This window comes from Mesorhizobium sp. WSM4837 (assembly GCF_055811435.1).
Genome location: NZ_JBVVQE010000038.1, coordinates 38,419 through 63,024, shown reverse-complemented (window position 1 = coordinate 63,024; position 24,606 = coordinate 38,419). Strand labels below are relative to the sequence as shown.

Annotated in this window: 21 protein-coding genes and 1 pseudogene; 8 read left to right on the top strand and 14 right to left on the bottom strand. The window is 64.1% G+C overall.

The window, feature by feature from the left end; genetic code table 11:
• The 3 genes and pseudogenes from AC0L3D_RS21870 to AC0L3D_RS21860 form a co-directional block, all read left to right on the top strand.
• Positions 1 to 308 (top strand): annotated as a pseudogene (locus AC0L3D_RS21870) (hypothetical protein); the annotation flags it as partial.
• Positions 301 to 1,128 (top strand): formate dehydrogenase accessory sulfurtransferase FdhD, encoded by an 828-nt coding sequence (fdhD, locus tag AC0L3D_RS21865; protein WP_473629003.1) that lies wholly within the window; start codon positions 301 to 303, stop codon positions 1,126 to 1,128. The pseudogene AC0L3D_RS21870 and the gene fdhD, both read left to right, overlap by 8 nt.
• Entirely contained in the window at positions 1,118 to 1,465 is a 348-nt protein-coding gene (locus AC0L3D_RS21860) for a formate dehydrogenase subunit delta (RefSeq protein WP_287239181.1), read from the top strand. Before fdhD ends, AC0L3D_RS21860 begins: the two co-directional genes overlap by 11 nt.
• Before the next feature lie 69 nt (positions 1,466 to 1,534).
• Here the strand turns inward: AC0L3D_RS21860 and AC0L3D_RS21855 are convergent, their stop codons facing one another.
• The 7 genes from AC0L3D_RS21855 to AC0L3D_RS21825 all read right to left on the bottom strand — a co-directional run bounded on the left by AC0L3D_RS21855 (position 1,535) and on the right by AC0L3D_RS21825 (position 9,260).
• Positions 1,535 to 2,962 (bottom strand): gamma-aminobutyraldehyde dehydrogenase, encoded by a 1,428-nt coding sequence (locus AC0L3D_RS21855; protein WP_023802875.1) that lies wholly within the window; start codon positions 2,960 to 2,962, stop codon positions 1,535 to 1,537.
• Positions 2,963 to 2,991: 29 nt separating this feature from the next.
• Entirely contained in the window at positions 2,992 to 3,807 is an 816-nt protein-coding gene (locus tag AC0L3D_RS21850; protein ID WP_023802874.1) for an ABC transporter permease, read from the bottom strand.
• Positions 3,797 to 4,762, bottom strand: coding sequence for an ABC transporter permease (locus AC0L3D_RS21845; protein ID WP_473629005.1), 966 nt, complete (start codon positions 4,760 to 4,762; stop codon positions 3,797 to 3,799). The genes AC0L3D_RS21850 and AC0L3D_RS21845 overlap by 11 nt, the downstream gene beginning before the upstream one ends.
• A 253-nt stretch (positions 4,763 to 5,015) precedes the next feature.
• On the bottom strand, positions 5,016 to 6,014 hold the full coding sequence (locus AC0L3D_RS21840; protein ID WP_473629006.1) for an ABC transporter ATP-binding protein: 999 nt from the start codon (positions 6,012 to 6,014) through the stop codon (positions 5,016 to 5,018).
• Between the two features lie 192 nt (positions 6,015 to 6,206).
• Positions 6,207 to 7,358: an ABC transporter substrate-binding protein gene (locus AC0L3D_RS21835; RefSeq protein ID WP_473645776.1), complete on the bottom strand. Its 1,152-nt coding sequence runs from the start codon at positions 7,356 to 7,358 to the stop codon at positions 6,207 to 6,209.
• A 125-nt stretch (positions 7,359 to 7,483) separates the two neighbouring features.
• Complete coding sequence (locus AC0L3D_RS21830) at positions 7,484 to 8,410, bottom strand: LysR family transcriptional regulator (RefSeq protein ID WP_023802869.1); 927 nt, start codon at positions 8,408 to 8,410, stop codon at positions 7,484 to 7,486.
• 76 nt (positions 8,411 to 8,486) lie between these two features.
• Positions 8,487 to 9,260, bottom strand: coding sequence for a DeoR/GlpR family DNA-binding transcription regulator (locus tag AC0L3D_RS21825; RefSeq protein ID WP_128183265.1), 774 nt, complete (start codon positions 9,258 to 9,260; stop codon positions 8,487 to 8,489).
• Positions 9,261 to 9,686: 426 nt separating this feature from the next.
• Here AC0L3D_RS21825 and AC0L3D_RS21820 point away from each other — a divergent pair, with 426 nt between their 5' ends.
• Entirely contained in the window at positions 9,687 to 10,571 is an 885-nt protein-coding gene (locus AC0L3D_RS21820) for a phosphotransferase family protein (RefSeq protein ID WP_023802867.1), read from the top strand.
• Entirely contained in the window at positions 10,568 to 13,021 is a 2,454-nt protein-coding gene (locus AC0L3D_RS21815) for a GcvT family protein (RefSeq protein WP_473629007.1), read from the top strand. The genes AC0L3D_RS21820 and AC0L3D_RS21815 overlap by 4 nt, the downstream gene beginning before the upstream one ends.
• Positions 13,022 to 13,136: 115 nt before the next feature.
• Here AC0L3D_RS21815 and AC0L3D_RS21810 read toward each other — a convergent pair whose 3' ends face one another.
• The gene (locus AC0L3D_RS21810) at positions 13,137 to 13,769 is read right to left on the bottom strand and encodes a class I SAM-dependent DNA methyltransferase (RefSeq protein WP_473645774.1); all 633 of its coding nucleotides are present in this window, start codon (positions 13,767 to 13,769) and stop codon (positions 13,137 to 13,139) included.
• A gap of 158 nt (positions 13,770 to 13,927) precedes the next feature.
• Between AC0L3D_RS21810 and AC0L3D_RS21805 the strand changes: the two genes are divergently transcribed.
• On the top strand, positions 13,928 to 14,830 hold the full coding sequence (locus AC0L3D_RS21805; RefSeq protein ID WP_128174080.1) for a phosphotransferase family protein: 903 nt from the start codon (positions 13,928 to 13,930) through the stop codon (positions 14,828 to 14,830).
• Positions 14,831 to 14,871: 41 nt separating this feature from the next.
• On the opposite strand, the gene AC0L3D_RS21800 is transcribed toward AC0L3D_RS21805, so the two are convergent.
• The 4 genes from AC0L3D_RS21800 to ilvD all read right to left on the bottom strand — a co-directional run bounded on the left by AC0L3D_RS21800 (position 14,872) and on the right by ilvD (position 19,417).
• Positions 14,872 to 15,792 carry a DMT family transporter gene (locus AC0L3D_RS21800; protein ID WP_473645772.1) on the bottom strand — a complete coding sequence of 307 codons (921 nt, stop codon included), beginning with the start codon at positions 15,790 to 15,792 and terminating at the stop codon, positions 14,872 to 14,874.
• A 140-nt stretch (positions 15,793 to 15,932) separates the two neighbouring features.
• Positions 15,933 to 16,187 (bottom strand): hypothetical protein, encoded by a 255-nt coding sequence (locus AC0L3D_RS21795; protein WP_128174082.1) that lies wholly within the window; start codon positions 16,185 to 16,187, stop codon positions 15,933 to 15,935.
• 46 nt (positions 16,188 to 16,233) lie between these two features.
• Positions 16,234 to 17,544 (bottom strand): amidohydrolase family protein, encoded by a 1,311-nt coding sequence (locus AC0L3D_RS21790; RefSeq protein ID WP_473645770.1) that lies wholly within the window; start codon positions 17,542 to 17,544, stop codon positions 16,234 to 16,236.
• A 28-nt stretch (positions 17,545 to 17,572) separates the two neighbouring features.
• Positions 17,573 to 19,417 (bottom strand): dihydroxy-acid dehydratase, encoded by a 1,845-nt coding sequence (ilvD, locus tag AC0L3D_RS21785; protein ID WP_473629010.1) that lies wholly within the window; start codon positions 19,415 to 19,417, stop codon positions 17,573 to 17,575.
• A 276-nt stretch (positions 19,418 to 19,693) separates the two neighbouring features.
• Between ilvD and AC0L3D_RS21780 the strand changes: the two genes are divergently transcribed.
• Positions 19,694 to 20,167: a VOC family protein gene (locus AC0L3D_RS21780; protein WP_027151605.1), complete on the top strand. Its 474-nt coding sequence runs from the start codon at positions 19,694 to 19,696 to the stop codon at positions 20,165 to 20,167.
• Between the two features lie 180 nt (positions 20,168 to 20,347).
• Here the strand turns inward: AC0L3D_RS21780 and AC0L3D_RS21775 are convergent, their stop codons facing one another.
• Positions 20,348 to 21,955, bottom strand: coding sequence for a peptide chain release factor 3 (locus AC0L3D_RS21775; protein WP_023803735.1), 1,608 nt, complete (start codon positions 21,953 to 21,955; stop codon positions 20,348 to 20,350).
• A gap of 122 nt (positions 21,956 to 22,077) precedes the next feature.
• Here AC0L3D_RS21775 and AC0L3D_RS21770 point away from each other — a divergent pair, with 122 nt between their 5' ends.
• Positions 22,078 to 23,154, top strand: coding sequence for an NAD(P)/FAD-dependent oxidoreductase (locus tag AC0L3D_RS21770; protein WP_473645768.1), 1,077 nt, complete (start codon positions 22,078 to 22,080; stop codon positions 23,152 to 23,154).
• Here AC0L3D_RS21770 and AC0L3D_RS21765 read toward each other — a convergent pair.
• Entirely contained in the window at positions 23,148 to 24,521 is a 1,374-nt protein-coding gene (locus AC0L3D_RS21765) for an amidase (protein WP_473629012.1), read from the bottom strand. The two genes, AC0L3D_RS21770 and AC0L3D_RS21765, sit on opposite strands and share 7 nt — an antisense overlap.
• Positions 24,522 to 24,606: the final 85 nt, after the last annotated feature.

The window sequence follows — 24,606 nt, the reverse complement described above, 5'->3', positions numbered from 1 at the left end:
GCGGCGTGGCACGCGGGTTCGTCCGCGGGCGGGTGCACCCCCCCCCCCGCCCCCCCCCCGCGGGGGGGCCCCCCCCCCCCCGCGGCCCCCCCCCCCCCCCCACCTCTCCCCCGATCGACGGGGGAGAGGAAAGCGCGCGAACTCCAGGCTCCCTTCCTCTCCCTCCGGAGGGGGGAGAGGTGGCGCTGCGAAGCAGCGACGGAGTGGGGGATGGCCTGGGAGAGCAACTGCCAATTGAAGCAAGAAGCCTTCGACGCTTCCCAAGTAAAATGGCCGGCAGGCCAAAGGGGGTGCCGCGTGATGCCTAAACGTTGCGCTATCACACAAATCTCCCGCCTCGCCCACCGCGCCAGCGGCAGTGCAGCCGCCAACCGGATGGTGCCGGAAGAGACGCCGGTGGCGTTCTCCTTTGCCGGAACCACTCACGCGGTGATGATGGCAAGTCCGGCCGATTTCGAGGATTTCGCGCTCGGCTTCTCGCTGACCGAAGGCATTGTCGCCGACGGCCGGGAAATCGAGGCGATCGAGGTCGAGGATCACGGCGCCGGCATCGACATCCAGATCAGGCTGAAGGACCAGGCCAATACGCGCTTCGAGGCGCGGCGCCGACGCCTGGCCGGCCCGGTCGGCTGCGGGCTGTGCGGCATCGAGTCGATCGAGGAGGCGATGCGCTCGGTCGAGGCGGTCGGTTCGTCACGACTTACACTTAACACCGACGACATCGTCCTTTCGGTCAGGCTTTTGTCGAAAGCGCAGCCGCTTCATGCCGAGACCGGTGCGGTCCATGCCGCCGGTTTTTATATCCCCGGCAAGGGCATCGTCATGGCGCGCGAGGATGTCGGCCGCCACAATGCGCTCGACAAGCTGGCCGGGGCGCTCGCCAAAGCCGGCATCGATGGCACCTTGGGTGCTGTCGTGGTGACATCGCGCGTTTCGGTCGAGATGGTGCAGAAGACGGCGGCGATCGGCGCTGCGTTCATCATTGCCGTTTCGGCGCCGACGGCACTTGCCATCCGTACCGCCGGGGACGCCGGCATGACGCTGGTGGCTTTGGTGCGCGGCGATGATTTCGATATTTTTACCCACCCCGACCGGGTGGCTACCGGAGTTGCCAAGCATGTCGCATGACGAAGGCCACATCATGAGCACCAGCGAAAAGCTGGTCCGCATGGCCAACCAGATTGCCACCTTTTTTCACTCCAAGCCGCGCGAGGAAGGCGTTGCCGGCGTCGCCGAGCACATCAACAAATTCTGGGAGCCGAGGATGCGGCGGCAACTGTTCGAGATGCTGGACGATGGTGGCGAAGGCTTCAACGAGCTTGTCGTGGCCGCCTCGGCAAGGATCAAGCGGCCGGCCGCATCGGAAGCAGCGGGCTTCGGCGCCAATGCCGGGGGCGTCGTTCCAAGCGGCAAGGGCCTTGGGGCCGGTGAGTCGAATACCGGGATCGCCGCTTCGCAGAAGTAGGCCCGGTGCTGCCCCTCATCCGGCCCTTCGGGCCACCTTCTCCCCGTCAACGGGGAGAAGAAAAAGGCGCTACCCGTGCGCCACCATCACATGGCGCACGGCGGTATAATCCTCCAGCGCATAGAGCGACATGTCCTTGCCGTAGCCGGACTGCTTCAGCCCGCCATGCGGCATCTCGTTGGTCAGCATGAAGTGGGTGTTGATCCAGGTGCAGCCATATTGCAGCCGGGCGGCCGTCGCCATGGCGCGCGAGACATCCTTGGTCCACACCGAGGACGCAAGGCCATAGTCGCTGTCATTGGCCCAGTTCACCGCCTCGTCGACCTCGGCAAAGCGGGTGACGGAGACAACCGGCCCGAACACTTCGCGGCGCACGATCTCGTCCTCCTGCAGCGCGCCGGCGACGACGGTCGGCTGATAGAAGAAGCCGGTGCCCTCGCCCGGCTTGCCGCCGGTGGTGATCTCGATGTGCTTAAGCTCCGAGGCGCGCTCGACGAAACTCGAGACGCGGTCGCGCTGGCGGCGTGAGATCAACGGTCCGATCTCGTTTTCGGTGTCGTCGGGGCGGTTGTATTTGATGGTCGAGACGGCGGAGGAAAGGTCGGCGACGAGCTTGTCGTAGATCTTCTTGCCGGCATAGATGCGGCAGGCGGCGGTGCAGTCCTGGCCGGCATTGTAATAGCCGAAGGCGCGCAGGCCATTGACCACCGCGCCGAGATCGGCGTCGTCGAAGACGATGACCGGAGCCTTGCCGCCTAGTTCGAGATGCGTGCGCTTGACCGATTTGGCGGCGGCCTGCAGCACCTTCTTGCCGGTGGCGACATCGCCGGTGATCGAGATCATGTTGATTTTCGGGTGGTTGATCAGCGTGTTGCCGACGCTGTCGCCTCTGCCGAGCACGACGTTGACGACGCCCTCGGGCAGTATCTCGGCAAGGATTTTTGCCAGCTTCAGCGCCGTCAGCGGCGTCTGCTCGGACGGCTTGAAGACGACCGTATTGCCGCCGGCAATCGCAGGCGCCAGCTTCCAGGCCATCATCATCAGCGGGTAGTTCCACGGCGCGATCGAGGCGACGACGCCGATGGCATCGCGGCGAACCATCGAAGTGTGGCCGGGAATGTATTCACCGGCGACCTGGCCGGGCATCGAGCGGACAGCGCCGGCAAAGAAGCGGTAGCAGTCGACGATCGCCGGGATTTCGTCGTTGAGCACGGCATTGATCGGCTTGCCGCAATTGAGCGCCTCGAGGGCGGCGAAATCTTGCGCCGCGGCCTCGATGCGATCGGCGATTTTCAGGAGATAGGCTGAGCGCTGCGCCGGCGTGGTGCGCGACCAGGTGACGAAGGCCTTTTCGGCCGCCAGCACCGCGGCCTCGATCTGCGCCTGGCTGGCTTCAGGCAGGTTGAGGATAGTCGCCCCGGTCTTCGGATTGAGGATCGGCTCCTCGGTCTCGGTGCCCTTCTCGAATTTCGATCCGATCAGCATCTTTGTGTCCATGGCAATCTCTCCCTTATGGATTCTTGACGTCATTTGCCCGAACCGGCGATCTGGTCGCCGTCGCGGGTCAGGTAATAGGCGACGAGGATGGGCAGCAGCGTCACCAGCACGACGACCATGGCCACGACATTGGTGACCGGGCGCTGGCGCGGACGGATCAATTCCTCCAGCATCCAGATCGGCAGCGTCTGCTGCTGGCCGGCGGTGAAGGTGGTGACGATGACCTCGTCGAACGACAGCGCAAAGGCAAGCATGCCGCCGGCCAGCAGCGCGGTGGCGATGTTGGGCAGCACGACATGCCGAAACGTCTGGAAGCCGTCGGCGCCGAGGTCCATCGACGCCTCGATCATCGAGCCGGAGGTGCGGCGAAAGCGGGCGACGGCGTTGTTGTAGACGACGACGACACAGAAGGTGGCGTGGCCGAGCACGATTGTCCAGAACGAGAACGGAATCTCGGCCAGCGAAAAGGCCGAACGCAGCGCGATGCCGGTGATGATACCGGGCAGCGCGATCGGCAGGATGACCAGCAGCGAGATGGTTTCGCGGCCAAAGAACCGTGTTCGCGACACGGCGGCCGCGCAGAGCGTGCCGAGGATCAGGGCGACGAGTGTCGAGATGGCGGCGACACGGACCGACAGCGACAGCGCTTCCCACACGTCCGGGCGGTTCCAGGTGACGGCGAACCATTGCATGGTCAGCCCCGGCGGCGGCCAGGCGAAGCTCTTTTCCTCGGTCGTGAAGGCATAGACGAAGATCAGGAAGATCGGCAGATGCAGGAACAGCAGGCCGCAGGCGGCGGCGACCTTCAGGCCGAGAGGAGCGGATGGTGAGCCATCAGAGCGCATCGAAGGCCCCCATGCGCTTGGCGCCCCAGAGGTAGAAGCCCATGATGACGATCGGCACCACGGTGAAGGCGGCTGCGAGCGGGATGTTGCCGGCGGTGCCCTGCTGCGAATAGACGGCCTGGCCGATGAACAGCCGCGAGGTGCCGATGATCTGCGGGATGATGTAGTCGCCCAGCGTCAGCGAGAAGGTGAAGATCGAGCCGGCGACGATGCCCGGCAGCGCCAGCGGGAACAGCACGTTGCGGAAGGTCTGGCCGGGCGAGGCGCCGAGATCGGACGAGGCCTCGACCAGATTGCCCGGCACGCGCTCAAGCGCCGCCTGCACCGGCAGGATCATGAACGGCAGCCAGACGTAGACGAAGACGATGAAGGTGCCGGTGGACGACACCGACAGCGAGTTGCCGCCGACGACCGGCAGCGACAGCCAGCCATCGAGCAGCCATAGCAGATGCAGCTTGGCGAGCAGCCAGGTGAGAATGCCTTCCTTGGCGAGAATGAGCTTCCAGGCGTAGATCTTGACCAGATAGCTCGACCACAGCGGCAGCATCACGCCGAGATAGAACAGCGCTTTCCAGCGGCCGCGCGCATAGCGGGCCGCGTAATAGGCGATGGGAAAGGCGATGGTCGCCGAGGCGAGCGTGACCAGGGCCGCCATCGTCACCGTGCGCAGGATGATGTCGAGATTGGCGGCCTGCAGCAGGTCGCCATAGGTCTTCAGCGTGAACTGCCGGTTGATGAGGCCGGAGAATTCGTCGATCGAGAAAAAACTCTGCAAGAGCAGCGCGAACAGCGAGCCGACATAGACGATGCCGAGCCACAGGACCGGCGGCAGCAGCATCAACAGCAGCAGCAGCTTCGGCTTGCGCCAGAACAAGTCGGACAGGGCGCCGCGCACGCCGCCGCTTCCCGGCAGGATGGCGGGAACGGGATTGGAGTTGAGCGCGGCGATTGTCATGACGCCGCTCTGTCTTGGCGGAGGATATTTGGGAGGCCGCGATCCTTCGCGCCCCCCTTTGTCCTGCCGGACATCTCCCCCACTTGGGGGGAGATCGGCAGCTTCGCCGGCGGCGCCTCTTCTGCAACGTTGGTGACTGGCGAAAGTGGTTGCAACAGCCGATCTCCCCCCTCGTGGGGGAGATGTCCGGCAGGACAGAGGGGGGCGCCGTAGAGCGTCTTGCCTCGGCTAGCCACAATTGCCGACAGCGCCATCATCCCGGCTCGTCCATCAGATGCAAATGCTCGCGGTTGAAGGTGAGCACGACCGCCTCGCCTTCCCTGGGCAATTTCGCACCGGCCGGCACAATGGCATGCAATCTCAACCCGTCGGCGTCGAGCGCCAGTCTGGTCGTGGCGCCGAGATAATTGGTCGAGACGAGACGGGCGGCAACGCCGTCGCCCTTCGCCGCCCGGCCGATGCGAATGGCTTCAGGGCGCAGGCTGCCCCAGCGATGCTGGCCGGAATAGCGCTGAACGAAATCCGGCGGCAGCACATTGGACGAGCCGACGAAATCGGCGACGAAGCGCGTCCTCGGCCGCTGGTAGATGTCCTCCGGCGTGCCGATCTGCATGATCTTGCCGTCGTTGAAGACGGCGACGCGGTCGGCCATCGACAGCGCCTCGCCCTGGTCGTGGGTGACGAAGATGAAGGTGATGCCGAGCGCCTTCTGCAGCGACTTCAGCTCCTCCTGCATGTTTTCGCGGAGCTTGAGGTCGAGCGCGCCAAGCGGCTCGTCGAGCAGAAGCACCTTCGGCTGGTTGACCAGCGCGCGGGCGAGCGCGACGCGCTGGCGCTGTCCGCCGGAAAGCTGGCTCGGGCGGCGGGCGCCGTAGCCGGGAAGCCGGACCAGCGACAATGCTTCCTCGGCCGCCTGCTGCCGTTCGGGCTTGCCGACACCCTTGACCATCAGCCCGTAGGCGACGTTTTCGAGCACGTTCAGATGCGGGAACAGCGCGTAGTCCTGAAACACGGTGTTGACGTTTCGGCGATAGGGCGGAACGCCTTCGGCGCGTTCGCCGAAAATGGAGATCGAGCCCGATGTCGGCTGCTCGAAGCCGGCGATCAAGCGCAGGCAGGTCGTCTTGCCAGAACCCGAAGGTCCAAGCATGGCGAAGAACTCGCCCGGCACGATGTCGAGATCGACCATGTCGACGGCGCGCACGCTGCCGAAATGGCGCGAGACTTTCTGGAAGGAAACGGCTGATGTCATGGGCTGTCCTGATCTGCCAGGCTCGTCAATTCAGGCGACAGCGCTGACCCTCATCCGCCTGCCGGCACCTTCTCCCCGTAGGGACGTGGAGAAGGGGCCAGCCGCAACGCTCGCGACCCCCTCTCCCCGTTGTTCACGGGGAGGGGGTAAGGGTGAGGGGCAGCGCCAACTGGCGAGCAATGCGAAACGAACTCACCGTCCGCCGATGACGCCGATATAGTCCGACACCCAGCGATAGTAAGGCACGCACTGGTCCTGGGTGGCGCATTTCGACACCGGCGTCTTCCAGAACTTGATCTTTTCGAAATTGTCGTAGCCGTTGGTCTTGCAGCCTTCGTCGCCGAGCAATTCGTTGCCCTTGCAGGCAGCCGGCACCACCGGCAGCGAACCGAACCAGGCGGAGACATCGCCCTGCACTTTCGGCGACAGCGAGTGCTCCATCCACATATAGGCGCAGTTCGGGTGGGCTGCGTCGGCTGCCAGCATGGTCGTGTCGGCCCAGCCGGTCACGCCTTCCTGGGGGATGGTCGAAGCGACCGGCTTCTTGGCAGCAACCAGCGTGTTGACCTGATAGGGCCATGAACCGGAGGCAACGACGCCTTCGTTCTGGAAATCGTCGACCTGGATGGCGGCGTCATGCCAGTAGCGTCCGACCAGCGTGCGCTGGACGCGCAGCAGATCGAGGGCGGCCTTGTACTGGTCCTCGGTCAGCTCGTAGGGATCCTTGATGCCGAGCTCCGGCTTGTGGAACATCAGATAGTTGGCGGCATCGGCGATGTGGATCGGCCCGTCATAGGCCTGGACGCGGCCCTTGTTCGGCTTGCCGTCGGGCAAGGTCATCTCCTCGAAGACGACGTTCCAGCTCTTCGGCGCTTCCTTGAACACCTCGGTGTTGTACATCAGCACGTTCGGCCCCCACTGGTAGGGGGCGCCGTAGTGGATGCCGCCGACCGTGAACCACGGCGCATCCTTCAGCCGGTCGTCGACCGTGCTCCAGCTCGGGATCAGATCGGTGTTGATCGGCTGGACCCGCTTGCCGGCGACAAGGCGCAGCGAAGCGTCGCCCGAGGCGGTAACGAGGTCAAAACCGCCCTCGTTCATCAGCGCGACCATCTCGTCGGAGGTGTTGGCGGTCTTGATGTTGACCTTGCAGCCTGTGTACTTCTCGAAAGACGTGACCCAATCATAGTTCTTGTCGGTTTCGCCGCGTTCGATGTAGCCGGGCCAGGCGACAATGTTGACCTGGCCTTCGCCCTTGCCGAGTTCCTTAACCTGGGCGATCGCCTGGCCGGAGAAGGCCAGCGCGACCGTCAATGCAGTGCATGACTTCAGGAATGAATTCATCGTCGATCTCCCATTTGAGGGCCGCACTCTCGCGGTGGCTTTGCTCCCTGATCATGAAGGTGCTGTGAAATTTCCGGTTTCGCAAATTCATTTATCAGAAAGGCGATATCGGTTTTTCCGATAGATCAGCGGCCGTTCTTGTCCGGCCGCTGACGAACCATGCGCTGCGACTGGGCAAGCCCGATGAAGTCGCGCGCGGCCTGCGGCAGGCCGGAGCCGCGCCGCCAGACCGTGCCGACCTGGACAACCGGCAACGAGCCCGAAATATCGCGCGATTCGATGCGGTCGCCTTCAAGCGACCATGGCCGGTAGACGAGGTCGGGCAGCAGCGCCACGCCGGCGCCGGTGGCGACGAGGCTGCGCACCGCTTCGACCGAGCGGGTGCGGAAGGCGACATGCGGCTTGGCGGCGATCGCCGCCAGCAATTTTCCGGTATTCTCTTCGATCTCATCGACGGTCAGCATGATCAGCGGTTCCGAGGCGATGTCGCTGATGCCGATGATGTCGGCGCTGGACAGCGGATGGCCAAGCGGCAGCCATAGCCGGTAGGGCGAGACTTCGAGAATTTCCGATTGCAGGGCGGTGCGGTCGCGCAGGTTCGAGGTGACCATGACGGCGATGTCGAGCTTGCCGCCGACCAGCAGATGTTCGAGGTAGTCGCCATTGTCCTCGATGGCCGAGATCTCGACGCCCGGATAGGCGCGGCGATAGCGGGCGAGAAGGTCGGACAGGACATAGCCGGCGACCAGCGAGGTGACGCCGAGTTGCAGCCGGCCGCCAGCCGCCGCTTGCTCGCCGGAGAAGGCGCGGCGCGCATCGGAAACATCGGCAAGGATCTTTGTCGCGTGGCGCAGGAACTGGTGGCCCTTGTGGGTGATGTTGAGGCCGCGCGGATGGCGCTCGAACAGTTCGACGCCGAGATCGCCTTCGAGCTCCTTGATCGCCTCGGTGACCGACGATTGCGAGATGGACAGGTTTTGGGCGGCGCCAGACACTGTGCCTTGCTCGGCGACGGCGATGAAGAACTGCAATTGACGGATGGTGAAAGCCATCGCCGGACTAAACACCGGGACGGCAAGGAAGAAAAGCCGCCGATCCCAGGCTCACCGCATTACTGCTCTGGCCAGGTCAGATCCCGCTTTCGCTGCCGGCAATGCTGAGCCGTGCGCCAGCCTGGGCAAGCGCTGCGGCGATGGCGTGCGGCGGCGGCCGATCGGTGACGAGTTCGGAAAAACCGTCGAGGCCGCAGACCTGGACCAGGCCCTGGCGGCCGAACTTGGTGTGATCGGTGATGACGAGCGAGCGCTGGCCGCGCGACAGCACCATGCGGGCGAACTCCGCCTCGTCCAGATCATAGTCCATCACGCCGGTGACGGCATCGACCGCGCCAGTGGAGATCACAGCGTGGCTGACGGAAAAGCGGCTGACGAATGCAATGGCCGAGACGCCGAAGGCGGCGCCCGAATCGCTGCGCAGTTCGCCGCCGGCCATATAGACCTTGTTGCCGTTGACGGTGGCCAGCGTGCGGGCGATGTCGGAGGAGTTGGTGACCACCGTCAACCGCCGGTGACCGAGCAGTTCGCGGGCCAGGAAAGAGGTCGTGGTGCCGGTGTCGAGCATGATCGCTTCGCCGTCGCGGATGGTGGCGGCAACCATGCGGGCGATGGCGCGCTTGGCATCGGCATTCTCGCGCATACGCCGCTCGAACGGCGCCTCGCCGGCCATCGACGGCAGGCCGACAGCGCCATGCATCTTCAGGATCGAACCGTCACTGGTCAGCGGCTTGACGTCGCGGCGCACGGTCTCCAGCGAGACGCCCAGCCGGTCGGCCAGGCTGGCGATGGTGACGGTGCCTTCCTCATGGAGGAGACGCAGGATCTCGCCATGCCGCTTCGAGGGCATCGGTCTCACCCAATCGGTTTGTTGCGCTACTGACCGCTTCTAAGGCAAATCGGCCACAGTTTACAAGAAATCCTTGTGATTTCGGGCAAAAAGCCACAAGTTGTCGTTGACAAGCCGGATCACATGGCGCGACACTGGCTTGTGACAGGCTTCGGAACTGCCACGGGAGAACGATGGCAGAGCCGCACCAAAATTCGCCTGCCCGAACGTCCGGGAAATCGTCTGACGTAAGGGAAAAGGACTTTTTTGAATCCGCGGGGGCGGATGCCGGAGTCAAAGAACCCGGCACTGGGGCTCGTCGGTGCGGTGCGGGATACCGATCCCGGGATCCCGCACCGACGAGGACTTCGTATTGCTCCCTCCTGCCGGCCGCCCTCTTTGCGTCGCCCGCGACGCCTTGAACCCCGCGCAACGAGGGATTCACCCGTGACCGCCGAGGACCGCATCCGCGCCCTGCCCTGCTGGACCGGCAGCATCGAGATCGCGCCGCTGCCGGGCGGCCTGAGCAACGCCAACTATCTGGTCAAGGACGCCGCCGGGCGGCATGTCGTGCGCTTTGGCCAGGACTTTCCGTTCCATCACGTCTTTCGCGAGCGCGAGGTGATGACCGCGCGCGCGGCGCATGCCGCCGGCTTCGCGCCTGCCGTCCGCCATTCCGAGCCCGGCATCCTGGTAACGGAATTTCTCGGCGCCAAGACTTTTGTCGCCGAGGACGTCCGCGCCAATATCGACCGCGTCGCCGCCCTGATGCGCGGCTTCCATCGCGAGATGCCCAACCATGTCTCCGGCGCCGGCTTCATGTTCTGGGTATTCCATGTCATCCGCGACTATGCGCGCACGCTGGAGGAAGCCGACAGCCGCATGCGAAGCGAGTTGCCGCGGCTGCTGACGCTTGCAGACGAACTCGAACGGGCGCAGAAATTGCTGCCGATCGTCTTCGGTCATAATGACCTTCTGCCGGCTAATATTCTCGATGATGGCCACCGGCTGTGGCTGATCGATTTCGAATATGCCGGCTTCAACACGGCGATGTTCGACCTCGCCGGCGTTGCCTCGAACGCCACCATGAACGACGAGGAGTCCTTCGCCTTCCTGACCGCCTATTTCATGAAGGAGCCGGACGAGGCGATCCGCCGCTCGCATGCGGCCATGCAATGCGCATCGCTGCTGCGCGAGGCGATGTGGAGCATGGTTTCCGAACTCTATCTCGACGCACCAGGCATCGACTACGTCGCCTATACCGACGAAAACCTGACGCGGCTCGATGCCGCGCTGGAAAACTACAGAACAAAATACGGACAGATATCATGACCTTGCCCGCCCACGCCGAGATCGTCGTCATCGGCGGCGGCATAATCGGCTGTTCGACGGCTTATCATCTGGCGCGTGACCACAAGGCCGATGTCGTGCTCCTGGAACAGGGCAAACTGACTTCGGGCTCGACATGGCATGCGGCGGGGCTGGTCGGTCAATTGCGGTCTTCGGCCTCTATCACCCGCGTGCTCAAATATTCGGTCGATCTTTATAAGGGGCTGGAAGCCGAAACCGGGCTGGCCACCGGCTGGAAGATGACCGGGTGCCTCAGGCTCGCCACCAAAGCCGACCGTTGGATCGAGTATAAGAGGCTGGCGACGACGGCGAAAAGCTTCGGCATGGATATGCAGTTGCTGTCACCAGCCGAAGTCAAGGCAATGTGGCCGCTGCTGGCAACCGGCGATCTCGTCGGCGCCAGCTGGCTGCCGACCGACGGCCAGGCAAGCCCTTCCGACATCACGCAGTCGCTGGCCAAAGGCGCGCGCATGCACGGCGCCAGGCTGTTCGAGGATGTCCGCGTCACCGGCTTCGACATGCAGGATGGCCGCATCACAGCGATAAAGACCAACAGGGGCGATATCGCCTGCGACAAGGCGGTGAACTGTGCCGGGCAATGGGCGCGGCAGGTGGGGGCGCTAGCCGGCATCAACGTGCCGCTGCAGCCGGTGAAGCACCAGTACATTGTCACCGAGAGAATTGACGGGTTGGCGAGCGATGCGCCGACGATCCGCGACCCCGACCGCCGCATTTATTTCAAGGAGGAGGTCGGTGGGCTGGTGATGGGCGGCTATGAGCCGAACCCGCAAGCCTGGACGACCGATCTTCCCGGCGGCGATGTCCCTGACGACTGGCAGTTCCGGCTGTTCGACGACGACTACGATCATTTCGAGCAGCATATGAACCAGGCGATCAAGCGGGTTCCGGCGCTCGAAACCGCCGGCGTCAAGCAGATGATCAACGGGCCGGAGAGCTTCACGCCGGACGGCAATTTCATTCTCGGCGTGGCACCCGAATGCGCCAACATGTTCGTCGGCGCCGGCTTCAACGCCTTCGGCATCGCTGCAGGCGGCGGCGCCGGCTGGGTGCTGGCGCAGTGGGTCGTCGACGGCGAGGCGCCACTCGACCTGTGGGTGGTCGATATCAGACGCTTTTCCGACCTGCACCGCGACCGGCAATGGGTCCGCGACCGCACGCTCGAAGCCTATGGCAAGCACTATACGATCGGCTTCCCGCATGAAGAGTATGCCACGGGCCGGCCACGGATCGTGTCGCCGCTCTATGAACGGCTGCAAAAGCACCGCGCCGTGTTCGGCTCCAAGCTCGGTTGGGAGCGGCCGAACTGGTTTGCGCCCGAAGGCGTCGAGCCGAACGACATCTATTCGATGGGCCGGCAGAACTGGTTTTCGCCGGTCGGCGACGAGCACCGGCACGTGCGCGAGAACGTCGGCATCTTCGACCAATCGTCCTTCGCCAAATACGAAATGACCGGTGCGGATGCGCTGAAGGCGCTCGACTGGATCTGCGCCAACGACGTCGCCAAGCCGGTCGGCCGGCTGACCTACACGCAGCTTCTCAACACGCGCGGCGGCATCGAGGCCGACCTGACCGTGGCGCGGCTCGGCGAAGACCGATTCTACGTCGTCACCGGCACCGGCTTTAGGACGCATGACTTCTCGTGGATCGGCGACCATGTCGGCAACGAGCTCGACGTGACGCTCACCGATGTCACCGAGGATTTCGGCACGCTGTCGCTGATGGGGCCGCGGGCCCGCGACGTGCTGGCTGCGGTGACCGATGCGGACGTGTCGAACACCGCTTTCCCGTTCGGACAGGTGCGGGAAATCTCCATCGCCGGCACCACAGTTAGGGCGCTGCGCGTCACCTATGTCGGCGAGCTCGGCTGGGAGCTGCATGTGCCGATCGCGGCGACGGGCGAAATCTTCGACGCTCTGATGGCGGCGGGCGAGGAGCACAGCATCCGCCCGGTCGGCTACAGGGCGCTGGAATCGCTGCGGCTGGAAAAAGGCTACCGCGCCTGGGGCTCCGACATCACGCCCAACGACACGCCGCAGGAGGCCGGCCTTGGCTGGGCGGTGAAGCTTCGCAAGAACACAGATTTTCTCGGGCGGCGGGCGCTGGAAGAGATCGGCGGCGCGGTTCTGAAAAAACGCTTTGCCGGCTTCACCGTCGACGATTGCGAGATCGTGCTGCTCGGGCGCGAAACGATCCTGCGCAACAGCGAGCCGGTCGGCTACCTGACCAGCGGCGGCTATGGCTACACGGTCGGAAAGAACATCGGCTACGGCTATGTGCGCAACGCCGACGGCGTCAGCGACGATTTCCTCACCTGCGGCGACTACGAGCTGGTGGTGGCTATGGAGCGGACGCCGGCAAAAATCCATCTCGAGCCGCTTTACGACCCGGCCGGAGAAAGGATCAGAGCCTAAAGCGCGTCGCGTCTGAACGGCTTCATGCGAGGCGCTTTGAGTTCTTGTTTCTATGCATGTCGTTATCGCAAAACCGCTGCGCACTTTTGCGCGACATGCATAAGAGCGGGGATGGTCAGTTCACGCGCAGAACGAGACCGCGGCTGGGCACGGTGTCGGCCTCGCCCGGCATGGAGACATAGGGCGATGTCTCCTCGGCGCGCGTGACGACGCCCTTCGCCTCGAGGTCGGCTATCCCTGCGGAAAAGCCGGCGTCCCACAGGGTGTTCTTGACCGTCAGCACGATCATCCCGCCCGGCCGGCAGATGCGGATCAGTTCGTCCAGCCCCTCAGCGCCGACATGGCCCGAGGTGAAGACGCCGGCCGATATGATGCCGGCATAGGCTTCATCCGCGAAGGGCAGCGGGCCGCCGAGCGCCAGGCAGTGAAGCGCCGAATAGACGCCCTTGCGCGCTGCCTGGGCCAGCATGCCTTCGGAAATGTCGAGCGCCTCGACCTGCGGATAGCCCGCGATCTTCAGCCACTCGCCGATGAGCCCGGTGCCGGCACCGGCATCGAGGAGCGGTGCCGCGCCGCGCGGCAGGTGGCGGGCAAGCAGGGCAAGGCAGATGGTCGGATGGCGATAACCGGCCGCCGACATGTCGGCGTCGTAGGTGTCGGACCAGCGGTCGTAGAGCGCCGCCACCTCCTCTGGCCGCTTCGCTGCATAGGCCGCGGCGAGCGCGCCTTTGTTTTTCCTGTCCGCCATTACAGTCTCGTCCGCAAATCAAAGTGCCGCAGCGTTCTTAGCGCGTCGTACAGGAACGCACGGCGCTGGAGTGAACCGCATGCAAGCGATGATAGCCAAACGGCGAAATTTGTGGAACCGTCGTCACCACAAATAGACGCGAAAAGAGGGCAGAAGCGATGGTGGACGAGGAAGCACGCGCGGCGCTTGCAGCCATTCCGGCGCTGGCCGGCTACGAGGGACCGCTGGAGCGGCTGGGTGGCCTCACCAACCTCGTCTTCAGGGCTGGAGATGCCTGCCTGCGGATTCCCGGCAAGGGCACGCAGGAGTATATCAACCGCGCCAACGAGGCGGTGGCGGCGCGGGAGGCAGCGATGGCCGGCGTCAGCCCCGAGCTGCTGCATGTCGACGGCGAGACAGGCGTGATGGTGACGCGCTTCATCGCGGGCGCCGAGACGATGTCGCCGGATAAATTCAAGACCCGGCCGGGCAGTCCGGAGCGTGCCGGCAAAGCCTTCCGCAGATTGCATACATCCGGCGCGGTGTTTCCCTTCCGCTTCGAGCTGTTTGCGATGATCGACGACTACCTGAAGGTGCTGTCGACCAAGGACGTCGCCCTGCCTGCCGGTTACCACGACGTCGTTCGCGAGGCGGAAACCGTGCGCTCGGCGCTTGCCGCGCATCCCCTGCCTCTCGTCGCCTGTCACTGCGATCCGCTGTGCGAAAATTTTCTCGATACGGGCGACAGGATGTGGATCGTCGACTGGGAATATTCCGGCATGAACGACCCGCTCTGGGATCTCGGCGACCTCAGCGTCGAAGGCCAGTTTGATACGGCGCAGGAGGACGAGATGATGGGCGCCTATTTCGGTGGCGAGCCGACGCCGGCGGAGCGCGGCCGCATCGTCATCTACAAGGCGATGTGCGATCTCTTGTGGACGCTGTGGGGACTGATCCAGCTTGCCAACAGCAATCCGGCCGACGATTTCCGCGCCTATGCCGACGGTCGCTTTTCACGCTGCAGGGCGCTGATGGAGACGGCCGACTTCTCAACGCATCTGGCGGCGGTGCGCGCCGGTTAAGTGCCAAAACTCTGAACCTTAAGGCACCAGAAATCTGGACCCTAGTTGACACCTTTCGGCACGTTTTCGGGCGGCAACGTGTCGACCACTTTCTGGCGATGGAAGATGAACAGGCCGGCCAGCACGATGATGCCCGAGCCGATCAGGATGCGCGGGCCGGGCATGTCGCCGAAGAAGGCCAGCCCCAAGATGACGGCCCACAGCAGCAGGCTGTAATGCAGCGGCGCCAGCGTCGACGCCGGCGCCAGCTTCAGCGCCCTGGTGATCATCAGATGCGCGCCGCAGGAGACGATGCCAAGAAGCAGCATGGCGCCGAAATCGAGCGAGGACGGCGTCTGCCAGTTGCCGATGGTGAGAAACCCGCCGACCAGCAGCGTGCCGATGGTTTGCCAGGTAACGAGCGAGGTGTCGCTGGTGCTACGCAACCGCCGGTTGAGAATGATCGCGAAGGCGAATGAAATGCTTCCGGCCAGCGCGAAGGTCGACGACAGCGAAAACGCGGCCGAGGACGGTTCGAGCATGATCAGCACACCGCAGAACCCGACCAGAATCGCCATCCAGCGGCGCCAGCCGACCTTTTCACCAAGCAGCAGGTGGGACAGCGCCGCCACGTAGATCGGCCCTGCCATGTAGAAGCTCATGACGTCGGCGAGCGGCAGATAGACGACGGCGGCGTAGAACAGCGCCGTGTCAAGCGTCGTCATGACGACGCGCAAGACCTGCAGTTCCAGGCGCTCCATGCGGAACAGCCTGGCCGCGCCTTGACGCGCGATCATCGGACCGAGCACGAAAAAGGCGCCGATGGAACGGATCAGCACGACCTGGCCGACGGAAAAGCTGGCGACCAGCCATTTGCCCATCGCATCATTCAAAGCAAACAGGAAATCGCCGGCCAGCATCAGCAGAATGCCAGCCAAAAGCACGTTCCTGAACGTTGAATTCTGGGCTGTTGGCTGTGCCATGCCGATGTCGCTTCCTCCCGCATGAAAGCCCGGTGAGCAGCGTCGTAGACGCAAGCGGCCGCTTTGACGAGCGGAAATCGGGAAGCCGGCCAGACCAGGGACCGGAAATCGGCTGGGCCTGTACGGACGATCGCAACGGCCTACTTTGGCCGTGGCCGAATGATAACCGGACGATAGATCACCGGCCGATCCCAGGGATCGAAGACCGACGCACTTCTGAGCTCGGCGCGGCGCGCCAGATCGATGCGCTGCAGACATTCGGCGAAGGCATCATTCTTCCTGACGAAGCCGTAGGATCGACATTTCGCCTCATCCGCGGCACGACGGTCTTCGGCCGTCATGCAGCCTGCACAGGTCGCCGCCAACACGACCATCATCGCCGCCTTGTGCCACATGACATCCTCCTCGGCATAAAACTGGAGGTTGATTGTAGACTTGCGGTCAGGACCTATCAATCTGATCGATGGAGTTTTGCGACCGGCGATGCCTGCGGTTCACTGTTGCCGGCCGTCCGGCGATCGAGAGCCGTGTTTCCTGCCTGGCCCGCTCGGCCACCACCTTGCCCCTGGCGATGACACAGAGTCGCTCGGGACGCAGGCGCAAGGCCTCGACCGGATCGCCGGCATCGAGGACGACGAGGCTGGCGCGCTTGCCGACCGACAGGCCGAAATGGTCGAGGCCCATGATGGCGGCGTTGACGTTGGTGACCATGTCGAAGCAGCGCGCCATGTCGGCCGGGCTCGACATCTGGGCGACGTGAAGGCCCATGAAGGCGACGTCGAGCATGTCGGCGGTGCCCAGCGAATACCAGGGGTCGAGCACGCAATCCTGGCCCCAGCCGACGCGGATGCCGTGGGCAAGCATTTCCTTGACCCGCGTCAGGCCGCGGCGTTTGGGGAATGTGTCGTGGCGGCCCTGCAGCATGATGTTGATCAGCGGATTGGGGATCGCCGAGACGCCTGCCTCTGATATCAGCGGCAACAGCTTCGAGACATAGTAATTGTCCATCGAGTGCATCGACGTAAGATGCGAGCCGGCGACCCTGCCCTGCAGGCCGAGGCGTTGCGTCTCATAGGCCAGTTGTTCGATATGGCGCGACAGCGGATCATCGGTCTCGTCGCAATGCAGGTCGACCATGAGGCCGCGTTCTGCCGCGATTTCGCACAGTTCCGTCACCGAACGCGTGCCGTCGGCCACGGTGCGCTCGAAATGCGGAATACCGCCGACGATGTCGACACCCATGTCGAGCGCGCGGATGGCATTATCGCGCGCCGTCGGCGAGCGATAAAACCCATCCTGCGGGAAGGCGACCAGTTGCAGGTCGATATAGGGCGCGACGGTCTTCTTCACATCGAGCAGGGCTTCGACCGCCAGCAGCCTGGTATCGCAGACATCGACATGACTGCGGATGGCGAGCAGGCCCATGGACACTGCCCAGTCGCAATAGGCGAGCGCGCGGTCGCGCACCGCTTCGTGCGTCAACAGCGGCTTCAGTTCGCCCCACAGCGAGATGCCTTCGAGCAGCGTGCCCGACACGTTGATGCGCGGGATGCCTAGCGAGAGCGTGGCGTCCATGTGAAAATGCGGATCGACGAAGGGCGGCGAGATCAGATTGCCATGGGCGTCGATCGCCGTGCCCGCGCCAGCGTTCAGCTCCGGCTCGATGGCCGCGATCGTCTCGCCGATGATGCCGATATCGGCGATCCTGCCGTCGGGCAGCGTGCCGCCGCGGACGATAAGGTCGAAATCCATCTACCGTCATCCCTTTGAAGAAGCGAACCTATTCCGGCACATACCTTACCGCACCCTTTGCAGCACTGGTCGCCATCGAGGCGTAGGCGCGCAAGGCCATTGTCACCTTGCGCTTGCGCTTTTCCTCGGGCTTCCAGGCGGCGGCTCCCTTGGCCTCCATCGCGGCGCGGCGGGCGGCCAGTTCGGCATCGTCGACGGCAAGCCGGATGGTGCGGTTCGGGATATCGATCTCGATCGTATCGCCCTCATGCACCAGCCCGATCAGCCCGCCTTCCGCCGCCTCGGGAGAAGCATGGCCTATCGACAGGCCGGAGGTGCCGCCGGAGAAGCGGCCATCGGTGACCAGCGCGCAGGCCTTGCCGAGGCCCTTCGACTTCAAATAGCTGGTCGGATAGAGCATTTCCTGCATGCCGGGGCCGCCGCGCGGCCCTTCGTAGCGGATGACGACGACATCGCCGGCTTTGATCTCGTTGGACAGGATCGCCTTGACGCTGGCGTCCTGGCTTTCGAACACCCTGGCCGGGCCGGTGAATTTCAGGATCGATTCATCGACGCCCGCGGTCTTCACGATACAGCCGTCGAGCGCCAGGTTGCCTTTCAGCACGGCAAGGCCACCATCCTTGGAAAAAGGATATTGGGCCGAGCGGATGACACCCTTCTCCCGGTCGAGATCGAGTTCGTCCCAGCGGCGATCCTGGCTGAAGGCGACCTGCGTCGGCACGCCGCCCGGGGCCGCCAGAAAGAAGTCGCGGACATTCTGGCTTGACGTGCGCGAGATATCCCAATGGTCGAGCGCTTCGCCGAGGCTTGCGGTGTGCACGGTCGGCAGGTCGCGGTTTATCAGTCCGGCGTTATCGAGCTGGCCGAGGATCGCCATGATGCCGCCGGCGCGGTGGACGTCTTCCATGTGCACATCCGCCTTGGCGGGGGCAACCTTGCATAGCACCGGCACCTTGCGTGACAGCGCGTCAATGTCGTCCTGACCGAAATCGATCTCGCCCTCATGCGCGGCAGCCAGGATGTGCAGCACGGTGTTGGTCGAGCCGCCCATGGCGATGTCGAGCGTCATGGCGTTCTCGAAGGCGCCCTTCGAGGCGATGCTGCGCGGCAGCGCGGTGTCGTCGTCCTGCTCGTAGTAGCGCTGCGCGAGATCGACGATCAGGTGGCCGGCCTCGACGAACAGCCGCCTGCGGTCGACGTGCGTCGCCAACGTCGAACCGTTGCCGGGCAGCGAAAGGCCGAGCGCCTCGGTCAGGCAATTCATCGAATTGGCGGTGAACATGCCCGAGCAGGAGCCGCAGGTCGGGCAGGCCGAGCGCTCGATTACCTTGACGTCCTCGTCGGAGATCTTGTCGTCGGCAGCCGCGACCATGGCGTCGACCAGATCGAGCGCCTGCGTCTTGCCGGCAAGCACCACCTTGCCGGCCTCCATCGGGCCGCCGGAGACGAAGACGGTCGGGATGTTGAGACGCAGCGACGCCATCAGCATGCCCGGCGTGATCTTGTCGCAATTCGAGATGCAGACCATGGCGTCGGCGCAGTGGGCGTTGACCATATATTCGACGGAGTCGGCGATCAGCTCGCGCGAAGGCAGCGAATAGAGCATGCCGTCATGACCCATGGCGATGCCGTCGTCGACAGCGATGGTGTTGAACTCCTTGGCGACGCCGCCGGCCTTCTCGATCTCGCGGGCGACCAGTTGGCCGAGATCCTTGAGATGGACGTGGCCCGGAACGAACTGGGTGAAGGAATTGACGACAGCGATGATCGGCTTGCCGAAATCGGAATCCTTCATGCCGGTGGCGCGCCACAGGCCGCGGGCGCCGGCCATGTTACGGCCATGGGTAGTGGTGCGGGAACGGTAGGCGGGCATTAAACTGTCCTTGCTGTTTGCGTCGTCCGAACAGGGGCGGAAAACCGGAACTGAGCGGCGTTATATACGCCACCGTCTGGTCTGGCCACGGTTTTGCGATGCGCCGGGATCTTGAGCCAAAGACGGCAAGCCGGTCCAGGCAGTAAAAAAAGTCAGAGGTGCTGTCGGATCGTGTTTTGTTTGAGCGTCCTTGGGCAGACGGCGGCGACCGGCATCAATCGCCAGCCGGCCGTTGGACGCGTGAAAACAAGCCAAAACAGCCCAAGGAGCAAGAAAATGCAAAAGATCACCCCGTGCCTGTGGTTCGACGACCAGGCCGAGGAGGCCATGAACCATTACATCTCCATCTTCAAGAACTCGAAGGTGCTGAGCGTGATGCGCTGGCCCAAGGGCAGCGGCGATAATGAGGGCAAGGTGCTGGTGACCTATTTCGAGCTCGACGGCGTGCAGTTCCAGGCGCTCAACGGCGGGCCGCAATTCAAGTTCACCGAGGCAGTCTCGCTCTCCATCGACTGCAAGACGCAGGAGGAGGTCGACTATTTCTGGGAAAGGCTCATCGAGGGCGGTGGCGAGCCCAGCCAGTGCAGCTGGCTGAAGGACAAATTCGGCGTGTCCTGGCAGGTCGTGCCGGAGCAATTGCCGAGGCTGCTGCAGGACCCCGACACGGAAAAGGCCGGCCGCGTCATGCAGGCTATGATGCAGATGAGCAAGATCGACATCGCCAAGATCGAAGAGGCGGCCAGGGGGTGATCGAGCCGTCCGATCTTCCCTTCTCCCCTTGTGGGAGAAGGTGGCCGAGCGAAGCTCGGTCGGATGAGGGGTGTTCCAGCTTGGCGCCGCCGGCACTCTGTCCAACACCCCTCATCCGGCTCGGCTCTCCGTGCCAATCTATCTTCCCCACGAGGGGGAAGGGAAGGCGCTGAGTCTAGTTCAAGCCGCCTTGTCGCGGACCTGATAATCCTTGACCGCGGCGAAGCGGATCGCCTTCCAGCGCTCGGCCTCGTAGTTGAGCGAAAAGGCGTGCTGGGCAAGGAACACCGGATCGTGGTCGAGGTCGCGGGCAATGTCGCCGCGATGCGCCTCGATGAAGCGATGCACCTCGGCCTTGTCGTCGGCCGATATCCAGCGGCAGACGGAAAAGCGCGACATCTCGAAATCGACCGGCAGCGTGTATTCGATATTCAGCCGCTCCTTCAGCACGTCGAGCTGCAGCGCACCGACGACGCCGACGATTGCCGGCGAGCCGTCTTCTGGCGAGAACAGTTGCACGACGCCTTCCTCGGCCATCTGGTGCAGCGCCTCCTTCAGCTTCTTGGCCTTCATCGCGTCGCCGAGCCGGACGCGGCGCAGGATTTCCGGCGCGAAATTCGGCACGCCGCGGAACAGGATCTCCTCGCCCTCGGTCAGCGTATCGCCGATGCGCAGCGTGCCGTGGTTGGGGATGCCGACGACGTCGCCGGCAAAGGCCTCGTCGGCGGTGACGCGGGTGCGGGCGAAGAAAAATTGCGGCGCCGACAGGCTCATCGGTTTTCCCGTGCGCACCAGCTTGGCTTTCATGCCGCGCTCGAGCTTGCCCGAGCAGACGCGGACGAAGGCGATGCGGTCGCGGTGGTTGGGATCCATGTTGGCCTGGATCTTGAAGACGAAGGAGGTCATCCTATCCTCGGTCGCCTCGACTTTGCGGGTATCGGCTTCCTGCGCGCGTGGCGGCGGCCCGTAGGCACCAAGCGCCTCGATCAGGTCGCGGACGCCGTAATTGCGCAGCGCCGAACCGAAATAAACCGGCGTCAGATGGCCCTCGCGAAACGCACCGATGTCGAGCGGGCGGCAGGCTTCGCGCGCCAGCTCCAGCTCCTCGATGAAAGCCTCGCGCTCGTTCTCCGGCAACAGGCCGGCGACGCGGTTGGAGTCGGGACCATTGACCGGCGTGCGTTCTTTCTCGGCGTCGCCCTTGCGCACCGCGTTCAGCGCCAGATGATAGGTGCCGGAAAAGGTTTTGCCGCGGCCGATCGGCCAGGTGATCGGTGCGGTGTCCAGCGCCAGCTTCTGCTCGATCTCATCGAGGATCTCGAACGGGTCGCGGCTTTCGCGGTCCATCTTGTTGACGAAGGTGATGATCGGGATGTCGCGAAGCCGGCAGACCTCGAACAGTTTTAGCGTGCGCGGCTCGATACCCTTGGCGGCGTCGATGACCATGACCGCCGCATCGACCGCCGACAGCGTGCGATAGGTATCGTCGGCGAAATCCTCGTGACCGGGCGTATCGAGCAGGTTGAAGACATTGTCCTCATACTCGAAGGTCATCACCGAGGTGACGACCGAAATGCCGCGCTCGCGCTCTATCTTCATCCAGTCCGACCGGGTCTGGATGCGATCCTTCTTGGCCTTGACCTCGCCGGCAAGCTGGATGGCACCGCCGAACAAAAGCAGCTTTTCGGTCAGCGTCGTCTTGCCGGCGTCCGGATGCGCGATGATCGCGAAAGTGCGGCGGCGCGCCACCGCGTTCGTGATGTCTTCAGCCAATTTATGGAATCCCATGTGGTGCGCGGGCTTCTAGCAGCGCTTTTGCAGCCTGTCGAACAATTTTGGGCGGTTGCCCCGCCTTGAGATAGGTCCGCCGCAATGGCATCAACATGAGGCGGTTCGATAAAGGTCCATCCATGAGCGCAGCCAAGCACGTCATCGTCGTCGGCGCCGGCATCATCGGCGCGTCCATCGGCTGGCATCTGGCGAAGGCTGGCGCGAACGTGACGATCATTGCCGACAGCGGCGCCGGCGGTGTCGCTACGCCGAATTCCTTTGCCTGGATCAATGCCAGTTGGGGCAATCCAGAGCCGTATTTCCGGCTGCGTACCCGTTCGATGGCCGAGTGGACGCGGCTTGCCCATGACGTGCCCGGCATTCCGCTCGCCTGGTGCGGCGGCCTGTGCTGGGACATGCCGCCGGCCGAGCTTGAGGCCTATGCCGCCGAGCATTCCGCCTGGGGCTACGGGATCGAGCGCGTCAACCGCGTGGGAGCCGCACGTATAGAGCCCAATTTGACCGAGCTTCCCGACTTCGCCCTTCACGTCGCTGAGGAGGGCGTGGCCGAACCGGTCGCGGCCACGCAGACGCTGCTGGCCGACGCCGAGCGGGTTGGCGCGCGGGTGATTACCAGCACGACAGTCACCGCGCTGATACAGACCAATGGCAGGATTAGCGGCGTCGATACGTCAGGCGGACGGATTGTCGCCGACGAGGTGGTGATCGCGGCCGGCGCCGGCTCTGCGGCAATTGCGGCAACGGCCGGGCTAAAACTGCCGATCGAGACGCCGCCCGGCCTGATCGTCCATTCACGCCCGTACGAAAAGCTGCTCAACGGCCTGGTGATCGGCGACCGGCTGCACATGCGCCAGACTGCCGAGGGCCGCATCATCGCCGGCTTGGATTTCGGCGGCGCCGATCCGGGCATGGATACCGAAGCCACAGCCCGCGAGTTGTATGCGTCGATGAAAACCATGCTGCGCGGCGCCGACCGGCTGGATCTGGATTTTCACACTGTCGGCTATCGGCCGACGCCGATCGACGGCTTTCCGATCATCGGACGGGCTCAAGGCGTGAGCGGCCTCTATGTCGCGGTCATGCATTCCGGCATCACGCTGGCGCCTGCCGTCGGCCTGTTCGCCGGCCGGGAAATACTGGACGACGCGCGCGACCCGCTGCTTGAGCCCTATGGGTTGGCGCGGTTTGCTCAATAGCCGGGCGGAGGGCGAAAACCGCCGCTCAGCGGCGCTATCGCCCTGGCGATGCCAAGCAGCCGCGATTCTGACCAGCGACGGCCGACCAGCTGCAAGCCGATGGGCAGGCCGTCGCGGTCCTGCCCGCAGGGCATCGACAGTGCTGGGTGGCCGCTGTAGTTGAACACCGCGCCATAGGCTGGCAGCAGCCAGTAGCTCTGCTCCCTGTCATCGACCTTGATTGGTGTTCCCGGCTCGCAATGCGGAAAGGCCGTGGTCATGGCGACGGGGCAAAGCAAGACATCGCAACCTTCGAAAAACCAGTCCCAGGCAAGGATTGACTGGTCGCGGCGGGCGAGCGCCTCGAACCAGCGCGAGACCGGTGTCGGTTCTTCTGGCGGCTCCGGTTGCGCAGCCTCCAGCATCATGCCGATCAGCGCGCCGCCTTGCGTCAGATCGTCATGCAGGTCGAGCGTCGGCAGTCTTGCTTCCTCGACGGCTGCCCCCGCAGACTTGAGTTGCTCGGCCAGACTTTCGACCGCGGCCCTGATCTCGCCGGCTACCGGAAAACCCGGAAAGGCCGGCGCGAAAGCGATGCGCAGGGTCTTGGGATCAACCTCCGGCGTGCCCTCGACAGGCACCGGGGCAAGGTCGGTGTCGCTGCCATCCGGTCCTGCAATGATCCTCAGGATCAGCGCCAGATCTTCGACGTTGCGGGCCAGCGGACCGATGCAGGACATCAGCCGTACGCCGCGCGGTACGCCACCGGGATCGGGAAAGGCGCCGGCCAAGGAGACGCGATGCTCGGTCGGCTTGAGGCCGTGGACACCGCAGAAGGCTGCCGGCAGGCGGATCGAATCCTGCATGTCGGTGCCGAGTTCGAATGGCGTCATGCCAGCGCAAAGTGCTGCCGCCGCTCCCCCGCTGGAACCGCCGGCGGTGCGCGATTGATCCCACGGATTACTGGTGCGGCCGAACAGTGGGTTGTTCGACTGCCAGTCGCCCAGCATCGTTGCGACATTTGTCTTGCCGACCAGCACGCCGCCGGCCGCCTTCAACCTGAGAACGACCGGGCTGTCTTTTCTCGCCACATAGTCGGCAAAAGGCGGAAAGCCGACCGTCGTCTTCATCCCCACTGTTTCGTGAGTGTCCTTCAGCGTGAACGGCACGCCGTGCAGCGGCCCGAGAGCGTCGCCGCGCGCTTGCGCTTCGTCGGCCTTCTTCGCGCGAGCGCGAGCCCCTTCCCTGTCGAGCGTGACGACCGCGTTGACCGCCTCATTATGCCTGTCGATCTCAGCCAAATGCGCGTCCAGCGCTTCCACGGCGGAAATCTTGCGGTCGCGGATCGCGGCAGCCAATTCTCTGGTGGAGGAAAAGACGAGGTCCATGACCAATGCTCCGGCTTGCTAGCGGCGCCAGCCTCACCAAATGGCGAACTACGGCGCGTCTTCAAGCCGAGTTCAGCATTCGAGG

Bases quoted from the DNA above. Each gene is read 5' to 3' on its own strand.
- fdhD (WP_473629003.1), top strand. From the start codon at position 301: ATGCCTAAACGTTGCGCTATCACACAAATCTCCCGCCTCGCCCACCGC.
- AC0L3D_RS21860 (WP_287239181.1), top strand. From the start codon at position 1,118: ATGTCGCATGACGAAGGCCACATCATGAGCACCAGCGAAAAGCTGGTC.
- AC0L3D_RS21855 (WP_023802875.1), bottom strand. From the start codon at position 2,962: ATGGACACAAAGATGCTGATCGGATCGAAATTCGAGAAGGGCACCGAG.
- AC0L3D_RS21850 (WP_023802874.1), bottom strand. From the start codon at position 3,807: ATGCGCTCTGATGGCTCACCATCCGCTCCTCTCGGCCTGAAGGTCGCC.
- AC0L3D_RS21845 (WP_473629005.1), bottom strand. From the start codon at position 4,762: ATGACAATCGCCGCGCTCAACTCCAATCCCGTTCCCGCCATCCTGCCG.
- AC0L3D_RS21840 (WP_473629006.1), bottom strand. From the start codon at position 6,014: ATGACATCAGCCGTTTCCTTCCAGAAAGTCTCGCGCCATTTCGGCAGC.
- AC0L3D_RS21835 (WP_473645776.1), bottom strand. From the start codon at position 7,358: ATGAATTCATTCCTGAAGTCATGCACTGCATTGACGGTCGCGCTGGCC.
- AC0L3D_RS21830 (WP_023802869.1), bottom strand. From the start codon at position 8,410: ATGGCTTTCACCATCCGTCAATTGCAGTTCTTCATCGCCGTCGCCGAG.
- AC0L3D_RS21825 (WP_128183265.1), bottom strand. From the start codon at position 9,260: ATGCCCTCGAAGCGGCATGGCGAGATCCTGCGTCTCCTCCATGAGGAA.
- AC0L3D_RS21815 (WP_473629007.1), top strand. From the start codon at position 10,568: ATGACCTTGCCCGCCCACGCCGAGATCGTCGTCATCGGCGGCGGCATA.
- AC0L3D_RS21810 (WP_473645774.1), bottom strand. From the start codon at position 13,769: ATGGCGGACAGGAAAAACAAAGGCGCGCTCGCCGCGGCCTATGCAGCG.
- AC0L3D_RS21805 (WP_128174080.1), top strand. From the start codon at position 13,928: ATGGTGGACGAGGAAGCACGCGCGGCGCTTGCAGCCATTCCGGCGCTG.
- AC0L3D_RS21800 (WP_473645772.1), bottom strand. From the start codon at position 15,792: ATGGCACAGCCAACAGCCCAGAATTCAACGTTCAGGAACGTGCTTTTG.
- AC0L3D_RS21795 (WP_128174082.1), bottom strand. From the start codon at position 16,187: ATGTGGCACAAGGCGGCGATGATGGTCGTGTTGGCGGCGACCTGTGCA.
- AC0L3D_RS21790 (WP_473645770.1), bottom strand. From the start codon at position 17,544: ATGGATTTCGACCTTATCGTCCGCGGCGGCACGCTGCCCGACGGCAGG.
- ilvD (WP_473629010.1), bottom strand. From the start codon at position 19,417: ATGCCCGCCTACCGTTCCCGCACCACTACCCATGGCCGTAACATGGCC.
- AC0L3D_RS21780 (WP_027151605.1), top strand. From the start codon at position 19,694: ATGCAAAAGATCACCCCGTGCCTGTGGTTCGACGACCAGGCCGAGGAG.
- AC0L3D_RS21775 (WP_023803735.1), bottom strand. From the start codon at position 21,955: ATGGGATTCCATAAATTGGCTGAAGACATCACGAACGCGGTGGCGCGC.
- AC0L3D_RS21770 (WP_473645768.1), top strand. From the start codon at position 22,078: ATGAGCGCAGCCAAGCACGTCATCGTCGTCGGCGCCGGCATCATCGGC.
- AC0L3D_RS21765 (WP_473629012.1), bottom strand. From the start codon at position 24,521: ATGGACCTCGTCTTTTCCTCCACCAGAGAATTGGCTGCCGCGATCCGC.